Annotated in this window: 8 protein-coding genes; 1 reads left to right on the forward strand and 7 read right to left on the reverse strand. The window is 40.7% G+C overall.

The window, feature by feature from the left end; genetic code table 11:
* Positions 1-603 precede the first annotated feature (603 nt).
* From J2Y03_RS05020 to gltB, 6 genes are all read right to left on the reverse strand, one after another.
* Positions 604-1563, reverse strand: a complete 960-nt coding sequence (locus tag J2Y03_RS05020) for an aldolase catalytic domain-containing protein (protein WP_132091155.1) — start codon at positions 1561-1563, stop codon at positions 604-606.
* 197 nt (positions 1564-1760) lie between these two features.
* Positions 1761-2978 (reverse strand): MFS transporter, encoded by a 1218-nt coding sequence (locus tag J2Y03_RS05025; protein ID WP_310191482.1) that lies wholly within the window; start codon positions 2976-2978, stop codon positions 1761-1763.
* A 385-nt stretch (positions 2979-3363) separates the two neighbouring features.
* The gene (gene thrC / locus J2Y03_RS05030; RefSeq protein WP_310191484.1) at positions 3364-4767 is read right to left on the reverse strand and encodes a threonine synthase; all 1404 of its coding nucleotides are present in this window, start codon (positions 4765-4767) and stop codon (positions 3364-3366) included.
* Between the two features lie 151 nt (positions 4768-4918).
* Positions 4919-5566, reverse strand: a complete 648-nt coding sequence (locus tag J2Y03_RS05035; protein WP_310191487.1) for a DNA-3-methyladenine glycosylase — start codon at positions 5564-5566, stop codon at positions 4919-4921.
* 169 nt (positions 5567-5735) lie between these two features.
* A complete protein-coding gene (gltD, locus tag J2Y03_RS05040) occupies positions 5736-7217 on the reverse strand; it encodes a glutamate synthase small subunit (RefSeq protein WP_310191489.1) in 1482 nt (493 codons plus the stop codon).
* 17 nt (positions 7218-7234) lie between these two features.
* Entirely contained in the window at positions 7235-11782 is a 4548-nt protein-coding gene (gltB, locus tag J2Y03_RS05045; RefSeq protein ID WP_310191491.1) for a glutamate synthase large subunit, read from the reverse strand.
* 137 nt (positions 11783-11919) lie between these two features.
* Between gltB and J2Y03_RS05050 the strand changes: the two genes are divergently transcribed.
* Positions 11920-12822, forward strand: a complete 903-nt coding sequence (locus tag J2Y03_RS05050; RefSeq protein ID WP_310191494.1) for a LysR family transcriptional regulator — start codon at positions 11920-11922, stop codon at positions 12820-12822.
* 149 nt (positions 12823-12971) lie between these two features.
* Here the strand turns inward: J2Y03_RS05050 and J2Y03_RS05055 are convergent, their stop codons facing one another.
* Positions 12972-14516 carry an acyl-CoA carboxylase subunit beta gene (locus J2Y03_RS05055; RefSeq protein ID WP_310191498.1) on the reverse strand — a complete coding sequence of 515 codons (1545 nt, stop codon included), beginning with the start codon at positions 14514-14516 and terminating at the stop codon, positions 12972-12974.
* Positions 14517-14527 lie beyond the last annotated feature (11 nt).

Consider the following 14527-nt stretch of genomic DNA (forward strand, 5'->3'; position numbering starts at 1 on the left):
TGGACATCCTTTTATTATAAACTAGTTAGGTTTTGGTTGCTAAATGAAATTTTCTTAGAATAATAATAGACTATTTTTTATGGCGGGTGGGGTAAGGTTAACCAAACACGACTTACTAGTACCCTAGAGATTATTTTTATACGAATCAAAGGAATTTAAGATTTTGAGGGAGTTACATAAACGAATGATATTATCAGAAAATGATAGACTTATTATGAATAAAATTTCTATTATTTAGAATTTTGGTCATGATTTGGTGGATGATGACCTTTTCATCAGTCTTTAAACCGGTTTTTGGTCATCATACGCTTCATGATGACCTTTTCTTCAGCCTTCAATCGAGTATTTGGTTATCATCCATTTGATGATGACCTTTTCTTCGGCTTTCAATCCGGTTTTTGGTTATCATACGCTTCATGATGACCTTTTCCTTAGCTTACAATCCGGTATTTGGTTATCATCCTTCATGATCACCTTTTCTTCAACTCTCCTTTCTCATTGCAGTTATCCTGCTCTCATTTCCTATTGGCATCAATTTAATAAATCCCTCAAAAAACCAAAGAGTACACCTCTATCTAGAGATGTACTCTTTGGTAATCTAACCTATTTCGTTGCAGGAGCAATATTGGCTTCGGGTGATGTTACTTTATCATAAAAATCTACAAATTTGTCACGATCCGCGCTATCACGGTAAGCCATGGCAACACGTGGATGTTCATTTAGTACACCGGAAATCATATATGGAATGATATAACCCCACTCCCACTTTTGGCGCATTTCCAGCATGTGCTTTTCAATCATTCCAAGTACTGGCTTCAGTTCATAGCTTGGCTTTTGGATGTAGCTGACAAGAAGTTCTGTATTACAGTTACCTGCAGCACGGCCCATGCCATAAACAGACGAATCCAAGTATGTAACCCCATTTTGCATTGCTGCTAATGTATTGGCAAATGCTAACTGCATGTTGTTATGTGTATGGATTCCAAGCTGTTTGTTAGGTATCAACTCTTTGAATTTTTTCACTTGGTGCTCGATATCCGTAGGATCTAGGCTTCCAAAGGAATCGACGATATATACAACATCCACAGGACTTTCCTTCACCATTTCAAACGCTTTCGTAAGTTGTTTTTCAGGTACACTGGATAAAGCCATAATGTTAAGTGAAGTCTCATAGCCCAAATCATGAAACATTTGTACAAGCTCTAACCCTTTATCTACTTCGCGGATATAGCAAGCCACTCGAATCATATCTAAAACACTTTGCTCACGTGGTAAAATGTCATTTGGATCTACCCGCCCAATATCTACTAGAGCAGAAAACTTGGTGAATTTTTTCTCAGGGAAAATTTCTTTCAGGAAGTTATCGTCAAGAAATCTCCATGGATTGGGCTCAGTTGCATTCAGTAGTTTTGGAGAGTTTTTGTAGCCAATCTCCATGTATTCAACACCCGCAGCGCTTAGGCTATTATACAAGTCTTGAACAAATTCGACACTGAAATCCCAATTATTTACCAAGCCACCATCTCGAATCGTACAGTCTAAAATTTTGCTGCTCTGTCCCATGAAAGTAATGCCTCCTGTATATCCTATTTTGTCATTATTTGTATGTCATATGCTTTAATGTACTAAAATTCTTACTGTGTTTATATCATGTTTCATTCCAATGAGTCAATCTATTTTCAAAAAATTCATTTTTTTTACCAATATAAAAAACCATTCCCTCCAGCTGAATCTTGGAGAGAATGGCTTTCTTACTACCATTACACTGCTTTAGTTAGATGACTCATTTCTTCTTGTTTAAATTTTCCCTTTTGCAAACTAACCATTGCTATTAAGGAGATACAATAGAGTAATGCAAGATACCCCATTGCTACCGTTACATTTGCATTTTGCAGGATATATCCTACTAATATTGGAGATAATCCACCTAAGGCCCTGCCAAAGTTAAAAATTGTATTCGTTGCGGTACTGCGAATTTCTACTGAATAATACTTGCTAATTAATGCTCCATAACCTGCAAACATTCCATTCGAGAAGAATCCGACAATCGCACCGCCAATTAAAAGACCTGCACTGCCAGACGCATAAGAATATAGAAAGACAGCAACTGCGGAAGCAACTAAGAAGATTCCATATGAGCGTTTCATTCCGAAGCGATCGATAAATTGTCCAAAGGTTAACATACCTGCAATCATTCCCGCAGCAGTACTGATGGTCCAAAGTGCCGAGCTTGAAACGGATAAGCCTTGGGATTGTTGAAGCATTGACGGCAGCCAAATCATCAAACCATTATAACCTGCGATTTGGACCGTTGCCATTATTGCCAGAGCAAAAGTTGTTAATGTTATTCTAGGAGTAGCAAACAATTGCTTTAATTTACCTTGTTTCTGCGCGACTTGCTTATTCTTTTGTGAAGCGAGCCATACAGGTGATTCATCTAGTTTCTTTCGTACGATAAAGGCGAATATAACTGGGGCCAATCCAACGAAAAACAATCCTCGCCATCCCCATGAAGGAAGAATCATCGCGCTAAGAACTGCTGCAAGGATAACACCATATTGTGCACCGACGCTAACGTATGAAGAAGCGCGCCCTTGTTTATTCTTTGGCCATGCTTCAGCGACAAGTGCCATACCAATACCATATTCTCCGCCTGCTCCTAAGCCTGAAATAAACCTAAATAAATATACTTGTTCGATATTTTGTGCTAGCCCGGTTAACGCTGTTCCGATAGCAAATAGTAGAATGGTATAAGTAAATATTTTAACTCTCCCAAACTTATCTGCTAAAATACCGAAAATAACTCCCCCAGCAAGCATTCCTATATTAGTAATAGAAGAAATAAGTCCACCAGCTGCCATATCAATATGAAACTCCGAAATAATCATTGACATCGCAAAGGATATAAACATGATATCCATACCCTCTAATGTTAAACCAGCTACTGATGCGACTACTGTTTTTTTACGATAATCCAATTGTCATTCTCCTTTCAAGCCTCACAGGACTTATTTAAAAGATTTTTTGAAAAATAAATACCCTCTCATCCAAAGGACAAAAGGGCATTCATAGACATAATTAATATGTATGAATTTTACCTTCGCCTTTTTGGACTCTCTGGACCAGATTAAAGGGATTTAAATTTCAACTAATAGTATCATGTTAATAATCATGTGACAATATATTAAAAAAATAAATTTTTATAAAAACCGCAAAAGAGGGGTCCCCTCTTTTTTGATAAATAATCCAATGGGAAAAACTGTCGATAATTACAAATCGGCAGTTTCCCCGTTCCTATTTACCTGAACTTGAGCCCTTACTTCCTCCAGAAAATCGTATCCGAATTTACAGATTGCATTGGTTTTATTTTGCAGTAAAACTAAAAAGCTTTTCTAAATGACGAACAATTTTACCTTTATCGGCTTCAACAACCTCTAAATACTGTGGTTTATTAAACAATTGATTTATTTGCTCAGGAAATGTCTGTTGGATATTACAACGTTCAATCGATTCATTAAATTTTGCCGGATGAGCAGTTGCTAGTGTGACACAAATCTCATTTGGTGTATTACAACTTTCGTATGCAGCGACCCCGCACGCAGTGTGTGGATCTAATAAATAACTTGTTTCAACATTGTACTTACTGATTGTTTCCAAGCATTCTTCTCCATTAACTCCATGTGCCGCAAAATCTTCTTTCACTATTTGGAGCAAATTGTCGCTTACAACAATTTTTCCTTCTGACTTGAATTTCTCCATTAAGACCGACACGGACTTGGGATTTTCTCCAAGCAAGTAATATAGATAGCGCTCAAAATTGCTAGCTACTTGGATATCCATAGAAGGGCTATACGTGCTGCGGAATTCACCTGGCTTGTACACTCCATCATGGATAAAACCTTCTAAAATATTATTCTCGTTGGTCGCAACGATGAGTTTACCAACCGGCAGTCCCATTTTCTTTGCAAGATATCCCGCAAAGATATCCCCAAAATTCCCAGTTGGCACACTAAAGTTAATATTCTTTACATCGGTCTCTTTTTTCACTTGGAAATACGCATAGAAATAATAAACCGTTTGCGCCATGATCCGAACAAAGTTAATGGAATTAATCGCACGCATATGATATTTGTTTTTAAAATCCACATCAGCAAACAATTCCTTGATAATTCTTTGACCATCATCAAACGTTCCTTTAATGGCCAAGTTCAAAACACTTTTGTCATCAACCGTGGTCATTTGTAATTCTTGCACCTTACTTACTTTGCCATGTGGGTGCAAAATACAAATGCGAATCCCTTCTTTTCCTCTGACACCCTCAATGGCTGAGGCGCCCGTATCCCCTGAAGTAGCGCCAAGAATATGAATCGATTCACCTGTCTTCTTTGATACATAGGAATATAAATTTCCTAAGAATTGCAGTGCAATATCTTTAAACGCAAAGGTTGGCCCGTGGAAGAGTTCTAGCACATACATGTTATCCTTCAGCTTTTGAACAGGTGTTACCTCAGGGTGGCGGAAGGTTGCATAGCTTTTCTCGATTAAGGCCTTTAACTCATTTTCCGGGATCTCTCCATCAACATAATAGGAAAAGATTTCGTACGCTAATTCTTGATACGTTAACTTGGACATTGCTTCTAACTTTTCTGCAGGAATTTGTGGGATTTTCTCAGGTACTAATAATCCCCCATCATTTGCCAGTCCCATTAAGACTGTATCAATAAAACCGATTTTACTTACATTTCCGCGTGTACTAACAAAGTTCATAGCTGCCTCCAGTATATATTAAAAGTTTTATTACCCTAGGTTTGGTACGGGAGATTACTCTATATTTGATAGAACTAAATATATAAATTTCATTTTAATACAAAGTTGCTAGAATAGTCTATAAATTATCGATTTGAAGGCACATTTATTCTTAAACATTTTGATTCTGTATCAAGTTAACAACATATTCAGATATTTGATGCCTTGAAACATATTTATTATTCGTAATCCAGAAACGCCAAGGATAATCCCTCGCTTCACCAGAGTTATCAATTCCAATCCTTTTACCGACTGATATGCTTTCCGGACGAAAGCCTTTGGCTATGTATAAAGGTGGGAGAGTGAGTGAACTGCCATAGTCCTCCATTGAAATGCCCAATGATTTTGTCAGTTTTCCAGGACCGTTTGTGAGATTTTTCAGTTGCTCAATCCCTCTTCTGCTTTTCATAAGCTGAATTCCGTACCGAGGTTCAAGGGCACGGACCAAAACGGCTTCAGGATTTTCTTCACCTCCGCTAACCACATTGAAAAGGCAGTGTGTGTGCATAAGATATGTATAGGCAAGACCTGAACGATGGAACATAACCTCTGTTCTTGCCGTCCTCCTGTTATTATAGCTATGGGCAGCCCTGTCACTTGGACCCATGTATGCCTCTGTTTCAACAATATATCCTGCTGCAATTCCCTTAGGTGTTTCTTTTACAAGGAGGCATCCGAGCAATGCCTTTCCTAGTTCTAGTGTAGGCTGTTCATAAAATTCCTGGGGTAATGGAACTATATCTTTTGGAATTTCTCCCATGACTGCTGCCACCTTTAAAATAAATGGTTTAATAAGTTAATTAGTAAAATAAAAAGCCGCAGGAGCGGCTTACAATTATATATTATGCACTTGTTAGATTTGCTCCAAACATATAAATAACATAAGTTTAAATCTAACCCTTCGTTTATAACAACATATCCAAGTAATATCAATATTGAAGAGTTTTCGCACCCAGGTATTTGTCTACTTCCCGCGCAACTTCACGTCCTTCGTTGATTGCCCAAACGATAAGGCTTTGCCCCCTTCTGGCGTCTCCCGCAGCAAACACTCCTTCGACGTTGGTTTTGAACTCACCATATGCAGCATTTATTTTATGATTAACTGCTTTCACACCAAATTGGTTTAACAGAGGCTGCTCTGTGCCCTCAAAGCCAATTGCGACAAAAACGAACTGAACTGGCCATACTTTTTCAGTGCCTAGGATTTCATTAAAATAATAACGCCCTTCTTCATCCTTTAGTTTCTCCATTTGGATTGTGTGAAGTTCTTTCACGGTACCATTCTCATCGGCCACAACTTTCTTGGTTTGAATCGAATATTGACGAGGATCTTCCCCAAATTTAGCTTCTGCTTCCTTATAAGCATAATCCATTGTAAAAACATTTGGATAGGCTGGCCATAAATTATCCGAAGTGCGTTCAGCAGGCAATTGTGGATGCTTTCCAAATTGAACAACACTGCGGCATTTCTGACGAAGAGCTGTGGCCACACAGTCGGCACCTGTATCCCCACCGCCAATAACGATGACATCTTTGCCTTCTACATTGATAAATTGACCATCTTCAAAATTGGAATCCAATAGACTTTTTGTCGATAACGTTAAATAATCCATGGCAAGGTGAACACTTTTCGCTTCACTGCCTTCAATCTCTAAATTCCGCTGCTTCTGCGCACCTGTACAAAGGATGACGGCATCGAACTGTGCTTGAAGTTCTGCAGCTGTTATATCTTTACCTACTTCTGTATTCGTAACGAAGTCGATTCCCTCTTGTGCCAATAATCGAATCCGGCGTTCTACCACTTCTTTATCAAGCTTCATGTTCGGTATTCCATACATCAGCAACCCGCCAGGACGGTCGGCACGCTCAAGAACGGTGATCGAATGACCTGCTTGATTAAGCTGATCAGCAGCTGCCAAACCGGCAGGACCGGAACCGATAATTGCCACTTTCTTTCCGGTCCGTGAGGTTGGGATCCTAGGTATGATCCATCCGTTTTCAAATCCTTTATCAATAATCGCTTGTTCAATATTTTTAATGGTTACCGCAGGGTCGGAAATCGCCAGCGTACATGAACCTTCACACGGAGCAGGACAAACCCTTCCTGTAAACTCAGGAAAATTATTGGTTTTCAGCAGCCGATCAAGTGCTTCTTTCCAACGGCCGCGATAGACTAGATCATTCCACTCAGGTATCAAGTTGTGTATCGGACACCCTGAAGTTGCTCCTCGAATCTCCATCCCGGTATGGCAGAAGGGAGTGGCGCAATCCATGCACCGGGCCCCCTGTATACTTAACTTTTCAGCAGAAAAAGGAGCAGTATACTCTTTCCAATCGTTTAAGCGGGTTAGAGGTTGTCTTTCTCCAACTTTTACCCGGGAATATTCCATAAATCCTGTTATTTTCCCCATTTTCCCTCTCCCCTTTCTTAGCGGATTCCAGCTTCATGTTGTTTTGATGGTACTGTTTTCGCTCCGGAATTCTCTAAAAATGCACGCATAACGGCTTTATCTTCCGGTAAGCCAGCTACAATTTGCTCCTCAATCAAATGGAGCATCCTTTTATAATCCTTTGGAATGACTTTGATAAATTTCCTCACACATTCTTCCCAGTTTTCAAGAACACAATTGGCCTTTACACTATCTGTATATCGGAAATGGTTTTTGATTAATGTTTTTAGCTCAGTCCGATCGGCAGGACTTAATACCGATTCAAATTCTATCAATTCTTGGTTGCATAAAGTTTTAAATTCATTCTTGTCATCAACTAAGACGTAGGCTATCCCACCGGACATTCCAGCTGCAAAATTTTTGCCAACATCCCCTAGTACAACAACACGTCCGCCAGTCATATACTCACAGCCATGGTCACCAATTCCTTCAACAACCACATTTGCACCGCTGTTACGAACAGCAAAACGTTCCCCAACGCGTCCGTTAATATAAGCTTCACCGCTTGTTGCCCCGATGAAGGACACATTTCCAGCAATCACATTTTCTCCTGAAACGATCTTTGTGTGTTCATCTGCTTTAACGATGATTTTCCCGCCAGACAGACCTTTTCCAACATAATCGTTTGCGTCCCCGGTAAGAAAAAGAGACATCCCTTTCGGTACAAAAGCACCAAAGCTTTGCCCTGCCGAACCGGTAAACCTAAGGGTAATGGTATCCTCTGGAAGACCTTCTTCACCGAATCGTTTGGATATTTCACTACCAACAATCGTACCAACCACGCGATTTACATTGGTAATTGGGAAGCTGACATCCACTGGTGTTCCCTGCTCTAAAGCCGGTTGAACAGCTGGCAGAATTCTTTTTACATCAAGGGTTTCGTTTATTTTATGATTTTGCGGTCGCTTAAAGGTGCGTGTTCCTTCAGGCTTATAAAGCAACCTAGTTAAATCCAAATGCTGTGCCTTCCAATGTGCTTTTGCCCGCTCACTTACCATTAAAACATCGGTACGACCGACCATTTCCTCAACCGTTCTAAATCCAAGCTCGGCCATAATCTCACGTACTTCCTGTGCAACAAAACGCATAAAGTTAACGATATAATCGGCTTCACCCGTAAACTTTTTACGAAGCTCAGGGTTTTGAGTGGCGATTCCAACCGGACATGTATCCAAATGACAAACACGCATCATCACACACCCTAGAACAACAAGAGGTGCTGTTGCAAAGCCATATTCCTCCGCTCCAAGCAAGGCAGCCATGACGACATCCAGACCTGTCATTAATTTTCCGTCTGTTTCAAGTACAACCCGATCACGTAAACCATTCAGCATAAGCGTTTGGTGTGCCTCTGCTAATCCAAGTTCCCATGGCAATCCGGCGTGCTGAATGCTCGTTTTTGGCGATGCTCCAGTTCCACCATCGTAACCGCTAATCACAATCACATCGGCTACCGCTTTAGCAACACCAGCAGCGATGGTTCCAACGCCGCCTTTAGAAACAAGCTTTACGCTGATACGAGCGTCACGGTTGGCATTTTTCAAATCATGGATTAGCTGAGCCAAATCCTCGATAGAGTAAATGTCATGGTGCGGCGGCGGAGATATTAAACTGACACCTGGTGTTGCCCCACGAACGTCGGCAACCCATGGATAAACCTTTTTACCCATTAGCTGTCCACCTTCACCTGGCTTTGCTCCTTGTGCCATTTTTATTTGCAGTTCTTTGGCATTAACAAGGTAATGACTTTTTACACCAAAACGGCCGGAAGCAACTTGTTTAATGGCACTTCCTCTGTTGTCGCCATTTTCATCTAAAACATAACGGCTCGAATCTTCCCCTCCTTCACCCGAGTTGCTTTTTCCGCCTAATCGGTTCATGGCAATCGCTAATGTTTCATGAGCTTCCTTACTGATAGAGCCAAATGACATCGCTCCTGTTTTAAAGCGGCGAACGATTGACTCAATGGATTCAACTTCCTCTATCGGGACAGCCGGTCTCGAACCATTAAAGGTGAATAAGTTGCGTAAAAAGCCAAGTTTTTCTTCATTTGCAAGTGTCGAGTATTTTTTAAATAATTGATAATCACCGTTGCGGCAAGCCCATTGCAGGGTATGGATTGTTCCTAGATTGAAGGCATGGTGTTCACCATCATGTCTCCATTGGAAGTTACTGCCTGATTCTAATGTCTTGTCGGTCAAATCAGTATAAGCTGCAATGTGGCGTAGCTTCGCCTCTTCAGCGATAGTATCTAAACCAATCCCTCCCAGCTGGGAAACTGTACCAGTGAAGTAACGATCAATCACCTCAGTGCTAATACCAACTGCTTCAAAAGTTTGCGCACCACGGTAGCTCTGTACGGTTGAAATCCCCATTTTGGACATGACCTTCACAACACCCTCAGTCATTGCATACACGTATGTTTTAACTGTTTCTGTATACGTGTACGGTAAAATCCCTTCCTGTACGGCGTCCTGATAAATCGAGAAAGGCAGATAAGGATTAATTGCATCTACTCCATATCCGAGCAATACTGCAAAATGATGAACTTCTCTTACTTCCCCTGTTTCAACAATGATGCTTGCCTTCGTTCTTAATCCTTCACGAATCAAGTGCTGATGAAGGGTACTTGCAGCCAGTAATGATGGAATCGCAGCATCTTTTTCATTCATATTACGGTCAGAAAGGATGATTAAGCTGGCCCCTTCTGCGATTGTTTCTTCTGCTTGACGGCACATTTCGTTAAGACTATTCCCTAAATCCTCTGAAAACAGGATGTCGATCACTTTGCTTTTAAATAATTCGCTGTTCTTTAATTCTTCAAGCTGGAAGTTGGTAAGAATCGGTGTCTCCAGCTGAATCCGACGGCAATTTTCTGCTGTTGGATTCAGCAAATTACCTTCCGCTCCTAAATAGGAAATGGTTGAAGTAACGATAGCCTCACGAATGGAATCAATCGGCGGATTCGTTACTTGGGCAAATAATTGCTTAAAGTAATTAAACAAAGCTTGTGGCCGGTCTGATAAAACAGCGAGCGGCATATCATTTCCCATCGCGCTAAGCGGATCCTTGCCTTCACTTACAACTGGAAGGATATATTTTTGAATATCTTCATACGTATATCCAAAAGCTTTTTGGCGAACCAGTAAATCTGCTAGAATCTCTCCCTCAACCTCTACTTTTTCTTCCAATCGAACAAGCTGACCATCAAGCCATTGCTGATATGGCTGTTCTCTTGCAAGCTCAGATTTAATTTCCTCGTCAGAAATAATTCGTCCTTCTTCTAAATCAATCAATAGCATTTTCCCTGGGCTCAGTCGCTCTTTGTATAACACCTTTTCTGGATCAACATCGATGACGCCAACCTCTGATGAAAAAATAATATAATCATCTTCTGTAACATAATAACGGGCCGGACGAAGACCGTTTCGATCTAAGATAGCACCTATTTGTTTTCCGTCGGTAAAAGAAATGGCGGAAGGTCCATCCCAAGGCTCCATTAAAGAACTATGATATTCATAAAAAGCTCGCTTTTCCTGGGTGATATGAGGATTTTCTGACCATGGCTCTGGAACAAGCATCATGGCTGCATGCGCAGGCTTACGGCCAGCAAGCACTAAAAATTCAAGCGCATTATCTAAGATTGATGAGTCACTTCCATCAGTATCTAGGATTGGCAGTACTTTTTCCAAATCGCTACCAAACGCTTCAGAAACGAATTGTTTTTCTCGCGCATTCATCCAGTGAATATTTCCTTGAAGGGTATTAATTTCGCCGTTGTGAATTAAATAACGGTTAGGATGTGCTCTTTCCCAGCTCGGAAATGTGTTTGTGCTAAAGCGTGAATGCACTAAAGCAAACGCAGAGATAAAATTCTCATCCTGCAAATCCAAATAGAACTGATCAACTTGTTCAGGCGTTAACAGCCCCTTGTAAACAATTGTCCTGCTCGAAAGGCTCGCAAAATAAAACCGATATTGGGAATCCGTCGCCCATTTTTCTACTTGTTTCCTAATCACATACAATTTTCGTTCAAACGCTAATGAATCCGTACTATTTTCGTTGTCACTAACAAACAACTGGCGGATCACAGGACAGCTTTCCTGTGCCGTTACCCCGATTGGTTCTGCATTGACCGGGACTGTTCTCCAGCCAAGTACTGTTTGGCCCTCTTGTTCCACTATTTTATTAATATATGTTTCTATTTTTTCTCGTTCCGCATCATCCTTTGAGAAAAACAGCATCCCCACACCGTATTTCCCTTTTTTAGGTAAATTTATTGCTGAACATTCTGTTCGGAAGAAAAGATCCGGTATTTGAACCATAAGTCCCGCGCCATCGCCAGTCAGCGGGTCACTCCCCTGTCCGCCGCGATGATCCATTTGACAAAGCATTTTCAGACCTTTTGACACAATAGCATGTGTAGCATTCCCTTTTAAGTGAGCATACAGCCCAATTCCACAAGCATCATGTTCAAATTCAGGACGGTAGAGACCTTGTGCTTTTGGTAGTTGATGAAACGTCATATCAAATCTCTCCCAGTTGGTTTATTTTTGTCGAAATATTCTATATGAACTATTTTAGGTTTTCTAATCAATCCAAACAATATATAATTTATATCAAATCAATCTAATTCTTGTATGAATGGGAAGGAGAAACAAAAGTGGAACTTCGTCAATTACGTTATTTAATCGAAGTTGCCGAACGGCAGCATGTTACTGAGGCAGCTGATCATCTAAACGTGGCACAATCAGCCGTTAGCTATCAAATTACCAAGCTAGAAGAGGAGCTAGGGGTTAAGTTATTAGAAAGGGTCGGTAGGAACATTAAGATTACACAGATTGGAAATATTTTTTTACAATTTGCCATAAGTGCTTTAAAAACATTAGAAGAAGGAAAGGAAAAAGTAGAAGAATATCTCAATCCACTAGGAGGAACGCTTAATATTGGATATCCATCAAGTCTTTCCATATATTGGCTTCCAACTCTTATTTCGGCTTATAAGGAAGTTGCGCCAAATGTTAATTTTCATTTGCGGCATGGCTCCTATGCCTACTTAATCGATGCGGTTAAAAACGGAGAAATCGATTTAGCCTTTCTTGGACCTGTGCCCATGAAGGAACCTGATCTCGAGGCTAAGATTTTATTTATGGAAAATATCGTTGCCTTGCTTCCTGAGTATCACCCCTTGGCTGATAGAAAAAGTCTGTATTTAAGTGATTTGCAGACAGATCCATTTGTCTTATTTCCAGATGGATATATCCTTCGAAAAATTGCTATAGATGCCTGTCATGAGGCTGGCTTCGAACCGAACATTGCGTCCGAAGGGGAGGATATGGATGCTTTAAAAGGGCTTGTTTCTGCAGGAATCGGCGTTAGCCTATTACCGGAGAGTACATTCTATGACTCTGTTCCCCGATTCACAGTCAAAGTACCGATTGAAACACCAAAGGCCATGCGTACAGTTGGGGTTATTATTCCGAAACATAGAGACATTGGACCATCCGAAAAGAATTTCTATCAATTCCTTATCCAATATTTCAACAGGCTGGACCAGTACAAATAATGAGTTTTGTAAAACTGACTCTACTTGAACATTTTTGGCATAAAAAAATGGCGTTCACAGCAAAATGATAATCCAATAGAAGAAATGAACCAAACAACACAATGTTAAAAGGCACCCTCAAAACTGAAGGTGCCTTCTTGTTATATTTTTTAAACCGGATATACTGAGTGCTTTCGTTCTGAGAAAATCATATATTTTGAGGAATATGCCTCAAACCGGTTTACAAGCTCATCGCGTAAAGAATTTGCTGGAATAATACCGTCAATCACCATTTCTGATGCTAATCGGTAAATATCGATGTCCTCTTTATATTCATTGCGTTTTTCCTCGATAAAAGCAGCACGCTCCTCTTCAGGTAACTCGGCAATTTTTTTAGCATATACTGCATTAACTGCAGCTTCTGGTCCCATAACCGCAATTTGAGCAGAGGGTAGCGCAAGACATGCATCCGGTTCAAATGCCGGTCCGGCCATCGCATATAGACCTGCACCATAGGCCTTACGAACAATTACAGAAATCTTTGGAACAGTCGCTTCGGACATGGCGGAAATCATTTTCGCACCGTGGCGAATGATTCCTGCCCGTTCTACTTTTGTACCAATCATAAATCCTGGAACATCAACCAGGAACAAGAGCGGAATATGGAAAGCATCACAAAGATTAATAAATTTCGCGGCTTTATCTGCCGTATCATGGAACAATACCCCGCCTTTTACACGCGGCTGATTGGCAATGATTCCGACAGGCTTTCCGTTCAAGCGGGCAAGACCTGTAATGAGTTCAGCTGCAAATAGCTTTTTGATTTCAAAGAAGGAACCTTCATCGATAATTCCACTAATTAAATCATGCATATTAAATGGAGAATTTTGATTTGCTGGAATCAGTTCTTCTAACGTTTTCTTCAATTGTTTTGGAGCTACTGCCTCACGGACAGGAGGTTTTTCAGAAAAATTTGCTGGGAAGTAAGCAAGATAATCACGAGCTATTGCAATGGCTTCCTCTTCATTTTTCGCCAAAACATCTCCACATCCGGATACGGAACAGTGCATCCGTGCACCACCCATTTCCTCCAAGGTAACTTTTTCACCTATCACCATTTCGGCCATCCGTGGCGAGCCCAGATACATCGAGGCGTTTTTATCTACCATGATCACGATATCGCAAAATGCCGGGATATAGGCTCCACCTGCAGCAGACGGACCAAACAAAATACAAATTTGTGGAATTTTCCCAGAAAGTTTCACTTGATTGTAAAAAATCCGACCTGCCCCGCGCCTGCCAGGGAACATTTCAACCTGATCCGTGATGCGGGCACCAGCTGAATCCACAAGGTATAGCAGCGGTAAACGCATTTTTTCTGCTGTTTCCTGGATACGGATAATTTTCTCAACTGTGCGTGCACCCCAGGAACCCGCTTTTATCGTTGAATCATTTGCCATTACACATACTAGCTGACCATTGATTTTTCCCATTCCGGTATAAACACCATCTGCCGGGAGATCCCCCGCGATACAGTTTGCAAAAAGCGCATCCTCTAATTCAAAACCAGAATCGAATAATAGTTTTAGCCGATCACGAACAAATAGTTTCCCTTGTTCCTGATTTTTCTCATGATACTTAGGGGGCCCACCCTTTTTAATTTGTTCTACTCGATCTTCAAGTGTTTTTTGAAGGTTATTTATTTCAACTGACATTGAATCTCCTC

Origin of the sequence: Neobacillus niacini, assembly GCF_031457145.1 — a bacterium.
GTDB classification, from domain to species: Bacteria; Bacillota; Bacilli; order Bacillales; family Cytobacillaceae; genus Neobacillus; species Neobacillus niacini_J.

Excerpts from the sequence above, each read along its gene's own strand:
- J2Y03_RS05020 (WP_132091155.1), bottom strand. The coding sequence starts at position 1,563 with ATGGGACAGAGCAGCAAAATTTTAGACTGTACGATTCGAGATGGTGGC.
- thrC (WP_310191484.1), bottom strand. The coding sequence starts at position 4,767 with ATGAACTTTGTTAGTACACGCGGAAATGTAAGTAAAATCGGTTTTATT.
- J2Y03_RS05035 (WP_310191487.1), bottom strand. The coding sequence starts at position 5,566 with ATGGGAGAAATTCCAAAAGATATAGTTCCATTACCCCAGGAATTTTAT.
- gltD (WP_310191489.1), bottom strand. The coding sequence starts at position 7,217 with ATGGGGAAAATAACAGGATTTATGGAATATTCCCGGGTAAAAGTTGGA.
- gltB (WP_310191491.1), bottom strand. The coding sequence starts at position 11,782 with ATGACGTTTCATCAACTACCAAAAGCACAAGGTCTCTACCGTCCTGAA.
- J2Y03_RS05055 (WP_310191498.1), bottom strand. The coding sequence starts at position 14,516 with ATGTCAGTTGAAATAAATAACCTTCAAAAAACACTTGAAGATCGAGTA.